The organism is Halobaculum sp. EA56 (assembly GCF_051195075.1).
Lineage (GTDB): Archaea > Halobacteriota > Halobacteria > Halobacteriales > Haloferacaceae > Halobaculum.
In genome coordinates this window covers 95,991-113,329 of record NZ_JBNTJX010000008.1, presented here as the reverse complement: position 1 = coordinate 113,329, position 17,339 = coordinate 95,991, and the positions used below count along the sequence as shown (strand labels likewise).

The window sequence follows — 17,339 nt, the reverse complement described above, 5'->3', positions numbered from 1 at the left end:
GAAATGAGCGCAGACACACCCGAATCCGACACGAAGCTGAACGAGGAGCAGGCCCGCGAGCAGCTGATCGACCTCGCGGCGGACATCTACGACCAGTTCGAGCGCGGCGACATCCCGCAGATGTCGCTGCCGACGCGAACCAAGAGCAACATCGTCTTCGACGAGGACAGCGGCGTCTGGGTGTACGGCGACCGCACCTCGACGCGCTCGGCCAACTCCGTGCGCGGGGCGCGCAAGCTCCTGAAGGCCGCCTACACCGTCGAGTTCCTCGCCCAGCAGCTCGACGAGGACCGCTCGTCCACCCTGCGTGAGCTGTACTACCTCTCGGAGTCGTGGGACTCCGAGGACGCCGGCTTCTCCGACCAGGACGAGTCGAACCAGCTCATCGAGGACCTGGAGATCGTCTCGGGCGTCACCCGCGAGGACTTCCACATGCGCCCGGAGGAGTCGGGGGCGACGCTGATGGGCCCGCTGGAGCTGCGCGAGCAGACCCGCCGCGGCGAGCGCGACATCCACTGCCAGGAGGACGTCGGCGAGGGGGGCTACCAGATCCCGAACAACCCCGACACGATCGAGTTCCTCGACCACGACATCGACTTCGTGCTGTGCGTGGAGACCGGCGGCATGCGCGACCGCCTCGTCGAGAACGGCTTCGACACCGAGTACAACTGCCTCGTCGTCCACCTCAAGGGCCAGCCCGCGCGCGCCACCCGACGGATCACCAAGCGCCTCCACGACGAACTCGACCTCCCGGTCGTGGTCTTCACCGACGGCGACCCGTGGTCGTACCGCATCTTCGGGTCGGTCGCGTACGGGTCGATCAAGTCCGCGCACCTCTCGGAGTACCTCGCGACCCCGGAGGCCGAGTACGTCGGCATCCGCCCGCAGGACATCGTCGACTACGACCTGCCGACGGACCCGCTGGCGGACTCGGACGTGAACGCCCTCGAGTCGGAACTGGAGGACCCGCGGTTCCAGACCGACTTTTGGGAGGAGCAGATCGAGCTCCAGCTCGACATCGGGAAGAAGGCCGAACAGCAGGCGCTGGCCTCGCAGGGTCTCGACTTCGTGACCGACGAGTACCTCCCGACGAGGCTCGGCGAGATGGGCGTGCTCTAACGGCCCGGCCGATCGGACTCGCGTGCGGCCGCGCGGTCCCGACCGCGCTCCGCGGGGGTCTCCCCCTCGCCGTCCTGTCCCCCGCCGGACCCGCCGTTCGTCTCCGCGGAGCGCTCCCCGCGGAGCCGCGCCAGTTCCGCCTCGACTGCGTCGACCGCGTCCGCCCCGGCGTCGCCGGCGCCCGGGCGCCCGGTCTCGTCGGCGCACGACGCGCAGTAGACGTTCTCGCCCGACGCCGACGTGGACACCGGCAGCCCGAACAGGTACAGCCGATCCGCGTACCGGCGGTGCTCGCCCCGGACGACCCGGCGTCCGCAGGCGGCGCACGGCTCCGGCGGGGTGCGCACGCGCTCGCGCTCGACGGTCCGCTCGCGCCCGACCGTCGTCACCGGCTTCACGCCGTCACGTGCGAACCGCGGGACCAGCGCCGCCCCCAGCGCGAGCAGGACGAACGCGAGCGCGCCGACGGCGACCGCGGCCGTCGAGAGGTTCGCGAGCACGGCGAGGCCGACCCAGGCCGCCGCGAGGAGGACGAACAGGCCGCCGGCGACGGCGCCGGCGGCGGTCGGCAGGTCGATGCCGGCGCCGCGCTCGGGGAACCGGCGCTCGACGCCGTCCGCGTGGACGACCCGTCGGGGCGCCCCCGAGGTGTAGCGGTACAGCGCGTACAGGACGTTTCCGGCGCCGCCGGTCAGCGGGAGCAGCAGCAGGTGGACGAGCGGGCGGCCGAGGCTCCGCCTGCGTAGGACGACCCGGTCGCCGTCGTCCTCGACCGGCGTCCACCCCTCGTCGCGGAGGTCCTCGACGCGCCGGCGGAGCCACGCGCGGTCCTCGGGGGCCGCCGTGGCACCGCGGGCCGCCTTCCGGTCGTCTGCCGAGGCCCGCCCGACGCGAGCGCCGCAGGCGGAGCAGAACCGGTCGACGGCCGACAGCTCGGCCCCGCAGTCGGGACAGCGTCCCGGCGGACGGGAGCGGGAGGGCATGTCACTCGAACGTCAGGCGTCCGGCGGGGAAGTAGCTTGCGCGGCCGGTAGCAAACTGGACGCCACACGAACAGCGGGGTGCGGGACACGCCGCGGGTCCGGGGACGGGGCACGAACCGGCGGGCGGCCGGGCGCGTCGTCGCTACCCGGCCGACTCGTCGAGCGCGACCGGGATCCCCCGCTTCGCCACGTCGCTCGCGAACGCCGCGGAGTCGGCCTCCAGGAACTCCAGGGTGTTGTAGTGGATCGGGACGACGAGGTCGGGGTCCATCCGTTCGGCCAGGTCGGCCGCCTCGGGGCCGCTCATGCAGACGGACCCCGAGATGTTGGCGAGGAACAGCGATGCGTCGAGCTCGGCGAACGCGTCGAGCGCGTCCGAGTCGCCGGGCCAGAACACCGAGGTCCCCCCGCTCCCGACGGTGAAGCGGTAGCCGACGCCCAGTCCCTTCGGGTGCGTGACGGAGCCGTCGGCGTCGGCGTGCGGGCCGTCGGGCTCGTTGTACGCCGGCACCGACCACACGTCGCCGACGCCGTCGACGGCGACGTGGTCCTCCTCGCCGATCCGGACGACCTCGAACGGGAGGTCCTCCACGGGTTTCACGTCGCGGTCGACGTTCCCGGCGTCGACGCCCTCGTAGACGACGACGGTGGCGTCGTCGGCCGCGACGCGTTCGATCCCCGCGGAGTCGTAGTGGTGGTCGTGGGTGACGAGAACCAGGTCCGCGTCCATCGGCCGGTGGTCCGTGGCCCGCGGGTGGGCGGCCTCGCGAGGGTTGCCGCCGCCCGGAGGCGTCCACTCGCCCGTGAGCACGCCGTAGCGGCCGGGGTCGGTGTACGCGACCGTCCCGTCCTCGGCCTCGATCCGCGCGGTGGCGTAGCCGTACCACGTGACCCGCAGGTCGTCGTGTCTGACCGTCATACGATCGACTGCGGGTCTCGGCCGCCTATAGGTACCGTTCCGCGAGCGGGCCGGCCGAGAAGCCGAGCGCGAACAGCGCGAGCACGGTCGCGAGGGCGGCGACCCGCAGCGTAACCGACAGCGAGGCGTCGCCGGCGGCGACGACCGCGGTCGCGACGAGGGCGGCGAGGGCGGCGGCCGAGAGGAGGACCTGCAGGGGGTACTCCGCGACGGTCCGGCGTGCGTCCATACCGGCCCGAGGGGCGCCCCCGGGTAGTGTCTTGTCACTCGTCGGCGGCGCCGGCGGAGCCGTCCGCCGCGCCCGTCCCGTCGGCCGGGTCCGGGCCGCCCCTCCCGGTCGCTCCGTCCGCGAGGCGCTCCACCCGCGACAGCTCGTCGGCGTCGGCGGGCGCCTTGTCCTCGCGGACCGCGAGGAAGCGCGGGAACCGCAGGGCGTACCCCGACCCGTACGTGGGCGAGGTCTGTATCTCCTCGTAGCCCACCTCGAACACCACCTCCGGGGCGAACGTCACCTCCTGCCCGGACTCCGCCCGGACGTGCGGCTCCAGCAGGTCCGTCAGGTCCGCGAGCTCCTCGTCGGTGATGCCGGTGGCGACCTTCCCGATGGTCGCGTACCTGCCGTCGGCGCCGTCGCGGTCGTCCCGGACGGACAGCTCGAAGGTGCCGAACAACTCCGCCCGGCGCCCCTCGCCCCACTCGGCGCCCGTCACGACCAGGTCGAGCGTCTCCACATCCGGCTTGCGCTTGAGCCACTGCTTCCCGCGCTTGCCTGGGTCGTACGTCGAGTCGGGTCGCTTCAACATCACGCCCTCGTGCCCGTCCGCCAGCGCCTCGGCCTCGAAGGACTCGATCGCCTCGGCGTCGTCGGAGACGAGAAGCTCGGAGACGCCCTCCTCCAGCACCCCGCGCAGGCGGTCGTGGCGCTCCACGAGCGGCGCGTCGAGCAGGTCGTCGCCGCCGGCGTGGAGGCAGTCGAACGCCCGGAGCTCGACCCCGACCTCCTCGCGCACCCGGTCGACGTCGTGCTTGCGACGGAAGCGCCGGAGGATCTCCTGGAAGGGGAGCGGCTCGCCCTCGTCGTCGACGGCGACCGCCTCGCCGTCGAGGATCGCCGGCGGCGTCGCGTGCGCCCGGACGTGCTCGACCAGTTCCGGGAGGGCGTCGGTCACGTCCTCCATGTTGCGCGAGTAGACGGAGACCGGGCCGTCCCCGGGAGCGTCCCCGCGGGCGACCGTTCCGTCGTCCCGGTTCCCCGCCCCCGCCCCGTCGCCGTCGGCGGCCCCGTAGTGGATCTGTACCCGCGCGCCGTCGTACTTCGTCTCGACGGCCGCCTCGCCCCACGACTCCAGCGCCTCCGAGACGGTGCCCGCCTGCGCGAGCATCGAGCGCACCGGCCGCCCGACCGCAAGCGAGACGTCCCGGAGGCCGGCCTCGCCCTCGTCGCGGGCGAGTTCGGCCACCCGGCCGTAGTCGTTCGTCACCTGGAGGGCGCGCTCCACCAGTTCGACCAGGTCATCGGTGCGGTCGTCCTCCGGCCGCTCCTCGGCGGGCGTCGTCACGGCCGCGCCGAGGAACGCCTCCGCGGTCGCGTCGCGGACGGCGCCGCCGCCGACGCCGACGCGCATCTCCCCGAGGACGAGGCGCGCGAGGTACTTCGCCTCCGTCGGCGAGGCGCGGGTGAACAGCCCGAACAGCGCGTCCTCGCGGAACGACTCGCTCCCGTCGCCGGTCGCCTCCGCGACGGCGACCAGTTCCTCGTACACCTCGCGGACGGTCAGGGCGTCGCCGCCGCCGTCCCCCTCCCCGCCGCCGGCACCGGCGCCGAAGGCGTCCAGTCCCGTCTGGCCGCCCAGGTCGAGGTCCTCGGCGACTGCGCCGATCTCGCCCGTCTCCGCGAGCCGCTCCTCGACGTCGGCGGCCGTGACGTTCGCGCCCGCGGCCCGCGCGAGCGCCGCGTGACACAGCGACGGGCCGACCGACAGGGTCCGGCCGTCCCACCCCGGGAACACCGCCCCGCGGAGGAACCGGGCGACGATAGCGAGGTCGTCGCCGGCGGCCGCGAGCGCGTCGGCGACGAGCGCGACGGTCGCGAGGTCGCCCTCCTCGGCGGCCATCGCCTCCGCGCGCTCGGCGAAGGTCGCGAACTCCATGCCCGACCGGAGTCGAGCGGGGCGAATAACTCCGACGACTCGCCGCCGCCCCCCGGGTCCCCCGGCCCTCGCTCAGCCGGCCTCGCCCAGGTCCGCCTCCAGGTCGGCGTCCGCCGGCTCGCCGTCGCCCGTGCGGATCTCGAGCTGCTCGTCGAGCCACCGCTCCTGGCGCTCGCGTCCCCCGATGCCGGCGAGGGGCTCGACCGTCTCGGCGCCCGCGGCGGCCACCCGGCTCAGGAGGCCGCCGCGCTCCTTCAGCGCGTTCCGCATCGGCCGGTCGGCGAACACGACGACGCGGTCGTACTCGTGCTTCCGGACGCGGGAGACGACCTCCGCGACCACGTCCATCGACCAGCGGGCCCGCGCGGCCGGCTCCAGCTCCGTGAACTCCCGGTCGACCCCCTCGACCTCCTCGTCCGGGTCGATCACCCGGTGGCGCTCCGAGAGGACGACCCACTCGTCACAGACCAGCTCGGCCAGCTCCGCCTTCTTCGTGAAGAAGGCGGTCGCGTACCGGTCGGCGGCCCGTCCGCGTCCCCGGAACGGGCAGGCGCCGGCCTGGACGAGCCCGAACGTGTCCATGCGCACCGATCCGGACTAGTATTTATAAATCTTGGTTCTCGGATCGGATATCTGGATCTCGATCGGCGGCGGACGCGACGGCTTCAAGTCCGATGCGCGAGCAGGCGGCCACATGACCGACGGCGACGACGACCTCGCGGCGCGCGTGCGGGACGTGCTGGCGGTCGACGCCGAGGAGTTCCGTCACCGGGCGGCCGCCGACGCCGAGACGGTGAAGGCGGAGCTCGGGGAGGGGACCTTCGACAACCACCAGTCCATCGTCGGCCTCGAGTACGAGTTCTACGCCGTCTCGGAAGGCCGCTGGCGCGAGGGCGACCCCGGCGCCGGGCCGCCCGCGGACAACGAGGCGTACCACCTCAGCCGGGTGCCGCGGCGGCTCCTGGAGCTCATCGGCTTCGAGAAGGAGCTGGGGCTGCACAACGCCGAGATGACGACCAGCCCCCAGCCGCTCAACGAGGACGGCCTGCGCGCGCAGGCCTCGGAGGTGCGCGCCCGGCTCCAGGCCGCGCTCGACACCACGAGCGCGGAGGGGATGCGCCTCGTCTCGGACGGCCTGTGGACCATCCCGCCGGTCGGGGAGACCGCGCGCGAGTACCTCGCCGACTCCATCGAGGACGACGGCGTCCGCGTCGCGACGAACATGAGCGACGCCGTCCGCTACCACGCGATGGCCAACAGCGCCGACGCGGACGCCTTCTCCGTCGAGGCGCCACACGTCGACCTGACCGCCGACACGGTGATGCCCGAGAGCCTCATCACCTCCATCCAGCCGCACTACCAGGTCGCCCGCGCCGAGGACATCCCCGTCTACCACGACGTGGCGCTGCGCGTCGCCGGGCCGCTGCTCGCGCTCGGCGTCAACGCCCCGTTCTTCCCGCCGGACCTGTACGAGGCGGACGCGACGCCCGAGGATATCCTGCGTGACGGCTGGCACGAGAACCGGGTCGCCGTCTTCGAATCCGTGCTCAACGAGGAGGGCGCCGAGAAGGTGACGTTCCCCGGGGACCTCGACAGCGTGGAGGAGGCGGTCGACCGGGTCGCCGCCGACCCGGCGATGGTGCCGATGCCGGTCGAGGCCGGCGACCGCTTCGACGACGCGTTCGCGACGCTCCGCCGGAAGCACGGCACCTACTGGCGGTGGGTCCGCCCGGTGTTCGACGGGGCGACCCGCTCGGCGGCGAACGCCCGCATCGAGTTCCGTCCCATCCCCGCCCAGCCGACGGTCCCCGACTCGATCGCGTTCCTCGCGGCGTTCGCGGGCCTGATGGAGAGCCTCCCCCGCCGCCGGCACCCGGTCGCCGAACTCGACTGGGAGACGGCCGAGGCGAACTTCTACGCGGCCGTCCGCGACGGCGTCGACGCGGACCTCTCGTGGGTGACGACCGACGGCGTCGAGACCGAGGACCGGGGCGAGATATTCGACGACCTGCTCTCGCACGCCGAGGCGGGCCTCGAGGACGCCGGCCTCCCGGAGGCCGAGGCGGAGTCGTACCTCGCCCCCCTCCGCTGGCGGGCCGACCGCGGCGTCACCCCCGCGGCGTGGAAGCGCCGGCAGGTGCGGCGCCGGCTGGACGACGGGGCCGACTTCGCCGACGCCGTCCACGCGATGCAGCGCGCGTACGTCGACAACCAGACCGAGACGCTGTTCGACGGGACGCTGGCGGACTGGGTCGGGAACTGATACCCGAGGCGGGACGTCGCCGACGGGACAGACGACGCCGCCGCCGGCGGCTCCGACCGACCGTCCGCCTCAAAACGACAGGTGGGAGGTCGAACTCGGCCCGCCGCCGTCGTCGATGCCGCCCTCGTGACGGAAGGTGTAGTCGTCGTCCGCGAGGAACACCTCGCCGTCCTCGACGGCGACCTCGACGGCCGGGAGCGTCGTCCCCGCCGCCTCGCCGTTGTCGCACTCGCCCGAGCAGGCGTCGAACATGGAGCCGTGCTTCGGGCAGATGATCTCCCCGTCGCGCATCGCCGCCCCGCGACCCCGGTCGAGGCGCTGGAACTCGTGGGGACAGGTGTTGATCCACGCGCGCACTCCCGGCTCCTCGTCGCACCTGACGAGGATCACCTCCCGGTCGGTGGCGTGGCGGTCGGCCGCGGTGAACAGGTACGACCCCCGTTCCGGGACGTCGTCGAGGGACGCGACTCGCGTGCCGGTGGCCATCGTCGCCGGCTACTCCCTCCCGCAAGAAAACGATGACGACGCCGGGGCCGGAGCGCGAGTGACCCTCGGAGAGGGGACCCGCGACGACGACGGCGTCGCGGCGACGGTCCCCTCAGCGCCGCGGTTCGTACTCCGGGGCGTCGCCGACGCCGTATCCGAGGGCGGTACACGCCGCGTACGCGAGCACCGCCCAGGCGACGGCGACGGCCACGCCGGCGACGACGACGGGCGGACGGTCGAGCGCCGCCCCCGCCGCGACCCCGACGGCGATACTCGTCAGTGCCGGCGCGACGGTTATCCAGAACCTGGTCTCGAACTCGAACATCGCCGCCGGGCCGGGAGTCGGGCCCCCGTTACGCGGTCAGCTCGTCGATGTCCTTGTGCTTGGTGACCTCGACGCCGTCCGCGGTCACGACGCACATGTTGATGCCGTTGCCGGAGGCGGTGTCGCGCTCGACGGCCGACTTGATCGCGCGGGCGGCGACGCGCTCGGCCTCCTCGATCGACAGCTCCTCGTCGTACTCCTGCTCGAGCACGCCCAGGGCGAACTGGGAGCCGGACCCGGTGACGGTGTACTCCTCCTCGGTCATGCCGCCGGCCGCGTCGATGGAGTAGACGTGGGCGCCCTCGTCGTCGACGCCGCCCAGGATGGGCTGGACGATGAAGAACGCGCCCGAGCGCAGGAGGTTGCCGGTGAGCGTCGACAGCGCCTGCATGCTCATGTCCTTGCCGCGGCGGGCCTCGTAGAGGTTCGTCTCCGCCTTCAGCGTCTGGATGAGGTTCTGGGCCGCGGAGACGGACCCCGCGATGGTGAGCGCGCCCGTCGGGTGGATCTGCTCGACCTTCTGGACGTCCTTCGAGGAGACCATCCGGCCCAGCGAGGCGCGCATGTCGGTCGCCAGCACGACGCCCTCCTCCGTTCGGAGGCCGACGGTCGTCGTGCCGGTCTTCATCTCGCCCTCGCCGGTCGCCTGGGCGCGGCGCTCGTCTGCGTTGGGGAACTCCCCGAGTTCCGGCCCGAACACGGTTTCGTCGGCCCCGGTGGCGTCGAAGTCCGCGAGGTCACTAGATGGTCGCATTGACTCGCGGTAGGGCTCGGCCGCTGATAAATGCACCCTTTCAGGAACTCGGCCGACGGCCGCGCTATCGCTCGGTCTGGTCGCCCTCGTCGGCGGTGGGGGTCGCGCCGTCGGCGGCGGCGTCGTATGCCTCGTGGATCCGGGCGACGACCCGGCCGATCGGGAGGGTCACCCCGGCCCGACGGCCGAGGAGTGCGACGGGGAACGCGAGGATCCCCGCGAGGACGGTGAGGTGGTGGAGCGCGTTGAGTCCGGCGTGGCGGACGGCGCGTGCGGCGTGCGTCATGACCGTTGACGGGGAAGGGCCGTCTCCCGGTAATAAGCGTTTCGGGCCGTGGATCCCGGTGTATCCCTCCGCAGTCGTGCGGTTTCCTCGATATCCGTCGAACGCGACGCGGGCGCCGAGTCCGGCCCGCGAGAACCGGCGCTTTCGGAGGACCGACGCGGGGGATTCTCATAACTTACGGGAAACTCCCGAGTGTCGTGCGGGTTCCCATCCCCGCCGCTCGGCGGCGTCGGGACGGGGCGTCCGCGGTCAGTTGGGCGTGCGCTCGGTCGGGGACCCGCGCTCCCCGTCCGGGGTCCGGATTCCCTGTGCGCGGAGGTGCGATTCCAGTTCGGCCGGCGGGATGCCGCTCTGTGCGGCCGCCCGGTCGACGGTGAGCGACGTGCCGCGATACAGCGTCAGGGCCGTGGTCAGCGATCTCAGGGACATCGGTTGCGTACACGCTCACGATACGGTTCGTGGTATTAACTCTTTCTAGAGAATATCTGTGCCAATAGAATAGTGATCGCGCTGAAAAGACGACGTTATGGGTATAAAATACGAAATACACGAACGATTGTTCGGACACGGGTGTCGGGGAGGTCCCTCGCGGAGGCGCTCGCCCCGGTCGATCTGACGACGGCGCGATCCCCGCGGGCGGCCGCCCCCGGAATCAACGGGTTATTGTCCACAGGTCGGCGATGGTGGTGTATGAGCAACTATCTCGTCGCGCTCGAGGCGGCCTGGTTGGTCCGAGACGTCGAGTCGGTCGACGACGCCATCGGCGTCGCCGTGAGCGAGGCGGGTCGCCGCCTCAACGAGGCGGACAAGGAGTTCGTCGACGTGGAGGTCGGGGCGACGCCGTGTCCGGCCTGCGGGGAGCCGTTCGACTCGGCGTTCATCGCCGCCTCGACGGCGCTGGTCGGCCTGATGCTGGAGATCGACGTCTTCAACGCCGACAGCGAGGAGCACGCCACCCGGATCGCCAAGAGCGAGGTCGGCGGCGCGCTCCGCGACGTCCCGCTCGACGTCATCGACGTGATCGAGACCGAGGCCGACGAGGAGGAGGAGGACCGATAGGGCGTCCGGGGGCCGGAGCGACCGAACGCTTTTTAATTACCTCGGGTAATTCCACGGTATGGAACTCCCGACGCCGCAGGACCTGCGCGAGCGGCGGACCGCGCTGGACCTCACCCAGAGCGCGCTCGCCGAGCGCGCGGACGTCTCGCAGCCGCTGATCGCCCGGATCGAGGGCGGCGACGTGGACCCCCGGCTGTCGACGCTCCGGCGCATCGTCGAGGCGCTCGACGAGGTCGAGGGCGACGTGGTTCGCGCCCGCGACATCATGCACGAGGACGTGATCAGCGTCGCCCCGGACGACTCGGTGCGCGAGGCCGTCGAGCTGATGGAGAGCGAGGCGTACTCGCAGCTCCCGGTGATCCAGAACGGGACGCCCGTCGGCTCCATCTCGTTCTCGGACGTGAACCAGGCGGGCGACGACGTCGCGGAACTGCCGGTGAGCGAGGTCATGTCCGAGTCGTTCCCGCCGGTGAGCCCCGACGCGACCGTCGACGAGATCCGGAACCTGCTGGAGCACTACAAGGCGGTCGTCGTCACCGAGAGCGGCGAGGCGGTCGGGATCATCACCGAGGCCGACCTGGCGGCGCAGCTGTCCTGAGGGCCGAGTCGGGACCGCGGCTGCCGAGGGTCCGTCGGCCGCCAGCCTACAGCGACTTCCTGATCTTCTCGAAGAACCCCTCGTTCACGTCCACCTCCTCGCCGCCGGCCTCGGCGAACGCCTTCAGGGCCTCTCGCTGTTCCTCGTTGAGGTCGTCCGGGGTGACGACCTGCACCTGTACGTAGAGGTCGCCCTTCCCCCGGCGGCGCAGTCGGGGCATCCCCTTCCCCTTCAGCCGGAACGTCTCGCCGCTCTGGGTGCCGGCGGGCACCTCGAACTCGACGGCGCCGTCGAGCGTCTCCAGCTGGATCGTGTCGCCGAAGACCGCCTGCGGGAACGACACCGGCTCGGTCAGGTAGAGGTCGGCGCCGTCGCGCTCGAAGCGCTCGTCGCCCTCGACGCGCACCTCGATGAGCAGGTCGCCGTCGCGGGCGCCGGGCTCGCCGGGGGCGCCCTCGCCGTCCATCCGGAGGGTCTGGCCGTCCTCGATGCCGGCGGGCACGTCGACGGTGAGGGTGGCCTCCTCGCGCGTGACGCCCGAGCCGTCACAGACCGCGCAGTCCTCGGAGTACAGTTCGCCCTCACCCTCACAGCGCGGACACGTCCCGGTCTGCTGGACGCGCCCGAGCGGCGTCTGCTGGACCTGTCGGACCTGCCCCCGTCCGTTGCACTGGGGGCACGTCCGGACGTCGGCGTCGGCGGGGTGGCCGTCGCCGCCGCACTCGTCACACCGGGTCGGCCGCGCGACCGAGAACTGCTTCGTGACGCCGTCGTGGGCCTCCTGGAGGTCGATCTCGAGGTTCGTGCGGAGGTCCTTGCCCGGCCGGGGGCCGCCCCGGCCGCGGCCGCCGCCGCCGAAGAACTCCTCGAAGATGTCGCCGAGGCCGCCCATGCCGCCCCCGCCCATCCCGCCGCCCATGCCGCCGAACGGGTCGCCCCCCATCCCGCCGGCGCCGTCTTCGAAGCCGCCGCGCTTCTCGGCCTGCTCGAACTGCTCGTGGCCCATCCGGTCGTACGCCTCGCGCTTCTCCTCGTCGGTGAGGACCTCCTTGGCCTTCTTCACCTGCTTGAACTTCTCCTCGGCGTCGGGGTCGTCGCTGACGTCGGGGTGGTACTCGGTGGCCTTCTGGCGGTACGCCTGCTTGATCTCCTCCTCGGAGGCGTCCCGCGAGACCCCCAGGACGTCGTAGAAGTCCTCGCTCATTGGTTGTTCGTTGGTTGGTCGCTCGTGCTATTTCAATCGCGTGGCTCGCGGGAGGACTGATCGGGACGGGTCGCGCGGGGCGTGGGCCGCCACGAGGGCCGGCCGGGACTGGCGCCCTCGAATCGCGCGTGGAAACGGAAAAAGGGGTCAGCTGGCTCCGGCAACGCGCTCCTCGTCGTCCACGTTCACGAGAGCGACGCTCTCGTGAGCAGACGAGACGAGTCTACGACTCGTCTTCGTCCACATTGAGAAAGCGAGCAAAGCGAGCTTTCTCAAACTACGGAAGACTCACTCCGTTCGCCTTCCGAGTTGACGACTCGTCAGACTCTACGAGTCTTCCTCGTCGTCGACTACGTCGGAGCAAGCTCCGACGAGTCTCGGACGATTCCTCGGACGCTTACGCGTCCTCGTCCTCGTCCTCGACGTCCTCGAAGTCGGCGTCGACGTACTCCTCGCCGTCGCCGTCGGCGGCCGCGCCAGCGCCGCCGGGGCCCTGACCGCCCATGCCGCCCATGCCGCCGGGTCCGGCGCCCGCGGCGCCCTCGGGGCCGCCGGCGCCGCCGGGCCCGGCCTGGGCCTGCTGCTGGTACATCTGCTTGCCGATCTCCTGGAGCGCCTCCGAGAGCGACTCCGTGGCGTCCTCGATCTCCTCGGTCTCGGCGTCCTCGTCGGCCAGCACGTCCTCGAGGTCCTCGATCTCCTCGCGGATGTCGGACTCGAGGTCGTCGTCGATGTCCTCCTCGTTCTCCTCGAGGAGGGTCTCGGCGCGCTGGACCGCGCTCTCGGCCTCGTTGCGGGCCTCGATGCGGCGGCGGCGCTGCTCGTCCTCCTCGGCGTGCTGCTCGGCCTCCTGCTGCATCTGCTCGATCTCCTCGTCGGAGAGGCCGACGCCGCCCTCGATGGTGATCGACTCGGCGTTGCCCGAGCCCTGGTCCTCGGCCTCGACGTTCACGATGCCGTTCTCGTCGATGTTGAACGACACCTCGATCTGGGGGGTGCCCGCGGGCGCCGGCGGGATGCCGGTGAGTTGGAACTCGCCGAGCAGCTCGTTCTCCTCGGCGATCTCGCGTTCGCCCTGGAAGACGCGCACCTGCACCGACGTCTGGTTGTCGGCGGCGGTGGTGAAGATCTTCGACTCCTCGGTCGGGATGGTGGTGTTCTTCTCGATGAGCCGCTCGAAGAGGCCGCCCTTCACCTCGATACCGAGCGAGAGCGGGGTGACGTCGAGCAGGACGAGGTCGTCCACGTCGCCCGAGAGCACGCCGCCCTGGATGGCCGCGCCCAGCGCGACCGCCTCGTCGGGGTTGACGTTCTTCTTCGGCTCGGTGCCGAGGATCTCCTCGACCTTCTCTTGCACCTGCGGCATCCGGGTGGAGCCGCCCACCAGGATCGCCTCGTCGATGTCGGAGGCGTCGTAGCCGGCGTCCTCGAGCGCCTGCTCGGTCGGACCGACCGTCCGCTCGATGAGGTCCTCGGTGAGGCTCTCGAACTTCGCCCGCGTCAGGGAGGTCTCGAGGTGGACCGGCCCGGAGTCGGTCGCCGTGATGAACGGGAGGTTGACGTTCGCCTCCTTCCGGCTCGACAGCTCGATCTTCGCCTCCTCGGCGGCGTCCTTCAGGCGCTGGAGCGCCTGCCGGTCCTCGCGGAGGTCGATGCCGTGCTCGTCCTCGAACTCGTCGGCGAGGTGGTCGATGATCGCCTCGTCCCAGTCGTCGCCGCCGAGGTCGTTGTCCCCGTTGGTGGCGACGACCTCGTAGACGCCGCCGCCCAGGTCGAGCACGGACACGTCGAAGGTGCCGCCCCCGAGGTCGTACACGAGGACGGTCTGGTCGGACTCGTCGTCGAGGCCGTACGCCATCGAGGCGGCGGTCGGCTCGTTGACGATGCGCTCGACCTCGAAGCCGGCGATCTCGCCGGCGTCCTTCGTCGCCTGGCGCTGCTTGTCGTTGAAGTAGGCGGGGACCGTGATGACCGCCTTCTCCACGTCGTCGCCGAGGTACTCCTCGGCGTCGCGCTTGATCTTCTGGAGGATCATCGCCGAGATCTGCTCGGGCGTGTACTCCTCGTCGTCGATCTCGACGGTGTACCCCTCCTCGCCCATGTGGCGCTTGATGGACTGGATCGTCCGCTCGGGGTTCTGCACCGCCTGGTTCTTCGCGGGCTTGCCGACGAGGCGCTCGCCGTCGTCGGTGAACGCGACGACCGACGGCGTCGTCCGGTCGCCCTCGCCGTTGACGATGATCTCGGGGTCGTCCCCCTCCATCACCGCGAACGCGGAGTTGGTGGTCCCGAGGTCGATCCCGAGGATCTTGTTTGTCGCCATCTTGGCCCGTGATAGCGCCGCGAGTCCGTTAAACGTTACTAGACAGAGCGTACCGCGGACGCCCCCGATATCGACGCTGTCTTGCGATTAGCCGCGATCGACGCTCGGCCGAGTGGCAACGCTTATCACGAACCGCGAATCCAGGCGACCCGACCGTCCGCCGCTCCCCTCGGGGTACCCCCGTCGCCCCGCCGGACGCTACCGCAGCGCCGCCGGTCCCTCCCGGAGCGCCGCGACCGCGTCGTCGATCACCGCGTCCCGCCCGGACGACGCGAAGCACTCGTGGCCGCCGTCGTACAGCCGGATCCGCTCGGCGGGGAGTCGCTCGCCGATGGCGTCGGTGCCGACGAGACCGTCGGTCAGCGTGCAGAAGGCGACCTCCTCGGGCCCGGCCGCCGGGAGCGACGCCTGTCCGCGGCGGATCTCGCGGACGAACGACGGGGCCAGGCCGGTGTCCTCGCGCGAGCCCGCGTCGGCGAGGTCGCCGAGCACGTTCGGGTCGGACTCGGTCGAGATCAGCGCGCGACTCGTCGGGATCCGCCCGAGGATCCGGAACGGGATCCGCTGGCTCGGGTGGAGTCCCCACCACGGGCTGAGGTGGACGGCCCGTCCCGGCAGGTCGCCGCGGCGGATCGCGTGGGCGGCGATCAGCCCGCCGGTGCTGTGCGACAGCGTCGCCGTGAAGTCGGGTGCGTCGGCGACGTACTCCGAAAGCGGCCGGAGGTACTCGTCCTCGAAGCTCGTCACGGTCGTCGGGATCTCGGCGGCGTGGGTGCGGAAGCCGGCGTCGCCGAGGGCGTCGAGCAGCCAGCGGACCGCGGGCTGGTTCGGCGCGTTCCCCCACCCCAGCACGAGACACAGCGGGCCGCCGTCGGCGTCGCCGTGGACGGTGAACTCCATGGGGACCGCTCGGCCGACCGCGACAAAACGCTACGGGCACCCCGCGTGTCGGCGTCCGGCCCCGCCCCGCTCACTCGTCGTCGCTGACGGTGACCTGCGCCTCCTCGATCACCTTGTCGGCCATCTCGTACCCCTGCTTGTACACGTCGGCGACCGTGCCGGCCGGCTGGTCGGAGTCGACGCGCATCATCACCTCGTGGCGCTCGGGGTCGACCTCCTCGCCCGGGTCGGGGTCGATGACCGAGACGTTCTCCTCGGCGAGGACCCGGTCGAACGTCTCCAGCGTCGATTCGACGCCCGGACGGATGTCGGCGTCACCGTCCTGGTCGAGCGCGCGCACCAGGTTGTCCCTGACCTCGGTGAGCCGGCTCACCAGCGACTCGGTCGCTCGGGCCTTCTGCTGCTCCTGGCGCTTCTTGGCGCGCTTCTTGTAGTTCTGGAAGTCGGCCTTCGTCCGCTTCAGGCTCGACTCCAGCTCCTCGACGCGCTCGGCGGCCTCGGCGGCCTCCCGTTCGAGTTCCGCCACCTCCTTCGCCAGCGCCTCGTCGTGCTCGGCGACGGCGGCCGCGAGCGCCTCCCCCTCCGCGGCGTCCGAGCCCGCGGCGTCCGCGTCGGCGCCCTCGTCGGCGGCCGCGTCCGCCGGCTCGTCGGTCGGCTCCTCCGGTTCGTCGTGTGCGGCGTCGACCTCGTCGCTCATACCCGTTCGGAGCGGGCCCGCGGAGATACGGATTGCGGATCCGGGCGCGCCGGCGGGAGCCGCGGACGCCGGTCCGCCGGCGTCACTCCTCCCCGTCGTCCTCGGCAGCCGCGCGGAGGTCGTCTATCCGGCTCGACAGCACCGAGAGGGCGGCGTCGGCGTCGACGTACCCCCGGTCGTACTCGTCGTACACGTCGTCCGCGCCCGCGAGGAAGGCGGCGACCGCCTCGTTCAGTTCGGCCCCGTTCGACCCGGTCGCGTCGCCGTCGGCGTCGTCGCTCATGCGCGTCGCTTCGGCGGTCTGCCTTGTGTGGCTTGCGGGCGACGCGGTAGGCTCGGCGGTTCGTCCGGTAGGGTCGGCCCGACGCGGCGTACGACGGCCATAACCAAGGCCGGCGGTCGACGGACGCCGGACACGGGGATGGACGTGTTCGGACGGCCCGGACGACCCGGGACGAGGACGTCGCCGGCGGGTGCCCCCGGATGAGCGTCGACGCCGTTCGCGACGCGTTCGCCGCGCTCCGGGCGGTCGTCGCCCGCGGTCGGAGCGCCGGGGTCGGGTTCCTCGCCGCCGCCATCGCCTACTACGCGCTCGTCTCGCTCGTCCCGCTGACGGCGCTGGTCGCGCTCGCAGTCGCGGTCGTCGCCGGCGACCGGGTGGCCGGCCTCGTCGTGACGCTCCTCGGCGACTCGCTGTCCGGCGCCGGCCGCGAGGCGGTTCGCGAGGTGCTCACGAGCGCGACCGGGCGCTCGCGGGCCACGGCCGTCGGCCTGGCGGTCCTGCTGTGGGGCGCTGGCCGGCTGTTCCGCGGGCTCGACCGGGCGTTCGCCCGCGTGTACCGGACCCGCGACCGCGACGGCGTCCTCGGGCACCTCCGCGACGCGGTCGTCACGCTCGCCGGCGTCCTGGCCGCCGCGGTCGCCCTCGCCGGGATCGAGTTCGTCCCGGTGGTCGGGACGGCGGGCGGGGCCGTCGGCGCCGTCGTTCGGGTCGCCCTGCTCGGCCTCCTGCTGTTCCCGGCGTACTACGTCCTGCCCGACGCGCCGGTCGGGGTCCGGGAGGCGGTCCCCGGGACGGTGCTGTGCGCGGTGGGGTGGGCGGCCCTGTACGCCGCCCTCGACCTGTACGTCGCGGCCACGGGCGGGCGTGCCCTCTCGGACATCGTCGGCGCCGTCGTGCTCGTCGTCACCTGGCTGTACGCCGCGGCGTTCCTGCTGCTGGTCGGCGCGACGGTCAACGCGGTCCTCGCGGACCGGCGGGACTGACGGTCAG

Annotated in this window: 20 protein-coding genes; 5 read left to right on the top strand and 15 right to left on the bottom strand. The window is 72.1% G+C overall.

From position 1 onward, the window contains the following. Positions 1 to 3 precede the first annotated feature (3 nt). On the top strand, positions 4 to 1,119 hold the full coding sequence (locus ACQUQ1_RS14335) for a DNA topoisomerase IV subunit A (protein ID WP_435064987.1): 1,116 nt from the start codon (positions 4 to 6) through the stop codon (positions 1,117 to 1,119). Here the strand turns inward: ACQUQ1_RS14335 and ACQUQ1_RS14330 are convergent. The 5 genes from ACQUQ1_RS14330 to ACQUQ1_RS14310 all read right to left on the bottom strand — a co-directional run bounded on the left by ACQUQ1_RS14330 (position 1,116) and on the right by ACQUQ1_RS14310 (position 5,753). Further along, complete coding sequence (locus ACQUQ1_RS14330) at positions 1,116 to 2,102, bottom strand: zinc ribbon domain-containing protein (protein WP_435064986.1); 987 nt, start codon at positions 2,100 to 2,102, stop codon at positions 1,116 to 1,118. The two genes, ACQUQ1_RS14335 and ACQUQ1_RS14330, sit on opposite strands and share 4 nt — an antisense overlap. Before the next feature lie 142 nt (positions 2,103 to 2,244). Next, on the bottom strand, positions 2,245 to 3,021 hold the full coding sequence (locus ACQUQ1_RS14325; protein WP_435064985.1) for an MBL fold metallo-hydrolase: 777 nt from the start codon (positions 3,019 to 3,021) through the stop codon (positions 2,245 to 2,247). Positions 3,022 to 3,046: 25 nt separating this feature from the next. Continuing rightward, the gene (locus ACQUQ1_RS14320; protein ID WP_435064984.1) at positions 3,047 to 3,250 is read right to left on the bottom strand and encodes a hypothetical protein; all 204 of its coding nucleotides are present in this window, start codon (positions 3,248 to 3,250) and stop codon (positions 3,047 to 3,049) included. A gap of 34 nt (positions 3,251 to 3,284) precedes the next feature. Continuing rightward, positions 3,285 to 5,171, bottom strand: a complete 1,887-nt coding sequence (gene ligA / locus ACQUQ1_RS14315; RefSeq protein ID WP_435064983.1) for an ATP-dependent DNA ligase LigA — start codon at positions 5,169 to 5,171, stop codon at positions 3,285 to 3,287. A gap of 72 nt (positions 5,172 to 5,243) precedes the next feature. Next, on the bottom strand, positions 5,244 to 5,753 hold the full coding sequence (locus ACQUQ1_RS14310; RefSeq protein WP_435064982.1) for a DUF6884 domain-containing protein: 510 nt from the start codon (positions 5,751 to 5,753) through the stop codon (positions 5,244 to 5,246). A 112-nt stretch (positions 5,754 to 5,865) separates the two neighbouring features. Between ACQUQ1_RS14310 and ACQUQ1_RS14305 the strand changes: the two genes are divergently transcribed. Then, positions 5,866 to 7,434 carry a hypothetical protein gene (locus ACQUQ1_RS14305; RefSeq protein WP_435064981.1) on the top strand — a complete coding sequence of 523 codons (1,569 nt, stop codon included), beginning with the start codon at positions 5,866 to 5,868 and terminating at the stop codon, positions 7,432 to 7,434. Between the two features lie 69 nt (positions 7,435 to 7,503). On the opposite strand, the gene ACQUQ1_RS14300 is transcribed toward ACQUQ1_RS14305, so the two are convergent. The 5 genes from ACQUQ1_RS14300 to ACQUQ1_RS14280 form a co-directional block, all read right to left on the bottom strand. Then, a complete protein-coding gene (locus tag ACQUQ1_RS14300) occupies positions 7,504 to 7,920 on the bottom strand; it encodes a Rieske (2Fe-2S) protein (RefSeq protein ID WP_435064980.1) in 417 nt (138 codons plus the stop codon). 112 nt (positions 7,921 to 8,032) lie between these two features. Beyond that, positions 8,033 to 8,245 (bottom strand): hypothetical protein, encoded by a 213-nt coding sequence (locus ACQUQ1_RS14295; protein WP_435064979.1) that lies wholly within the window; start codon positions 8,243 to 8,245, stop codon positions 8,033 to 8,035. 28 nt (positions 8,246 to 8,273) lie between these two features. Continuing rightward, positions 8,274 to 8,999, bottom strand: coding sequence for an archaeal proteasome endopeptidase complex subunit beta (gene psmB / locus ACQUQ1_RS14290; protein WP_435064978.1), 726 nt, complete (start codon positions 8,997 to 8,999; stop codon positions 8,274 to 8,276). A 64-nt stretch (positions 9,000 to 9,063) separates the two neighbouring features. Further along, on the bottom strand, positions 9,064 to 9,285 hold the full coding sequence (locus ACQUQ1_RS14285; RefSeq protein ID WP_435064977.1) for a hypothetical protein: 222 nt from the start codon (positions 9,283 to 9,285) through the stop codon (positions 9,064 to 9,066). Positions 9,286 to 9,534: 249 nt separating this feature from the next. Further along, a complete protein-coding gene (locus ACQUQ1_RS14280) occupies positions 9,535 to 9,714 on the bottom strand; it encodes a DUF7317 family protein (protein WP_435064976.1) in 180 nt (59 codons plus the stop codon). Between the two features lie 261 nt (positions 9,715 to 9,975). On the opposite strand from ACQUQ1_RS14280, the gene ACQUQ1_RS14275 reads away from it, so the two are divergent. Both ACQUQ1_RS14275 and ACQUQ1_RS14270 read left to right on the top strand, forming a co-directional pair. Further along, positions 9,976 to 10,344 carry a DUF555 domain-containing protein gene (locus tag ACQUQ1_RS14275; RefSeq protein WP_435064975.1) on the top strand — a complete coding sequence of 123 codons (369 nt, stop codon included), beginning with the start codon at positions 9,976 to 9,978 and terminating at the stop codon, positions 10,342 to 10,344. A 58-nt stretch (positions 10,345 to 10,402) separates the two neighbouring features. After that, positions 10,403 to 10,942, top strand: a complete 540-nt coding sequence (locus tag ACQUQ1_RS14270; RefSeq protein ID WP_435064974.1) for a CBS domain-containing protein — start codon at positions 10,403 to 10,405, stop codon at positions 10,940 to 10,942. A gap of 46 nt (positions 10,943 to 10,988) precedes the next feature. On the opposite strand, the gene dnaJ is transcribed toward ACQUQ1_RS14270, so the two are convergent. From dnaJ to ACQUQ1_RS14245, 5 genes are all read right to left on the bottom strand, one after another. Beyond that, on the bottom strand, positions 10,989 to 12,146 hold the full coding sequence (dnaJ, locus tag ACQUQ1_RS14265) for a molecular chaperone DnaJ (protein ID WP_435064973.1): 1,158 nt from the start codon (positions 12,144 to 12,146) through the stop codon (positions 10,989 to 10,991). Positions 12,147 to 12,543: 397 nt separating this feature from the next. Then, a complete protein-coding gene (dnaK, locus tag ACQUQ1_RS14260) occupies positions 12,544 to 14,469 on the bottom strand; it encodes a molecular chaperone DnaK (protein ID WP_435064972.1) in 1,926 nt (641 codons plus the stop codon). Between the two features lie 198 nt (positions 14,470 to 14,667). Then, the gene (locus tag ACQUQ1_RS14255; RefSeq protein WP_435064971.1) at positions 14,668 to 15,369 is read right to left on the bottom strand and encodes a hypothetical protein; all 702 of its coding nucleotides are present in this window, start codon (positions 15,367 to 15,369) and stop codon (positions 14,668 to 14,670) included. Positions 15,370 to 15,439: 70 nt separating this feature from the next. Further along, entirely contained in the window at positions 15,440 to 16,066 is a 627-nt protein-coding gene (locus tag ACQUQ1_RS14250; RefSeq protein WP_435064970.1) for a nucleotide exchange factor GrpE, read from the bottom strand. Positions 16,067 to 16,148: 82 nt separating this feature from the next. Next, entirely contained in the window at positions 16,149 to 16,349 is a 201-nt protein-coding gene (locus tag ACQUQ1_RS14245; RefSeq protein ID WP_435064969.1) for a hypothetical protein, read from the bottom strand. 200 nt (positions 16,350 to 16,549) lie between these two features. Here ACQUQ1_RS14245 and ACQUQ1_RS14240 point away from each other — a divergent pair, with 200 nt between their 5' ends. Next, complete coding sequence (locus ACQUQ1_RS14240; protein ID WP_435064968.1) at positions 16,550 to 17,332, top strand: YihY/virulence factor BrkB family protein; 783 nt, start codon at positions 16,550 to 16,552, stop codon at positions 17,330 to 17,332. Positions 17,333 to 17,339 lie beyond the last annotated feature (7 nt).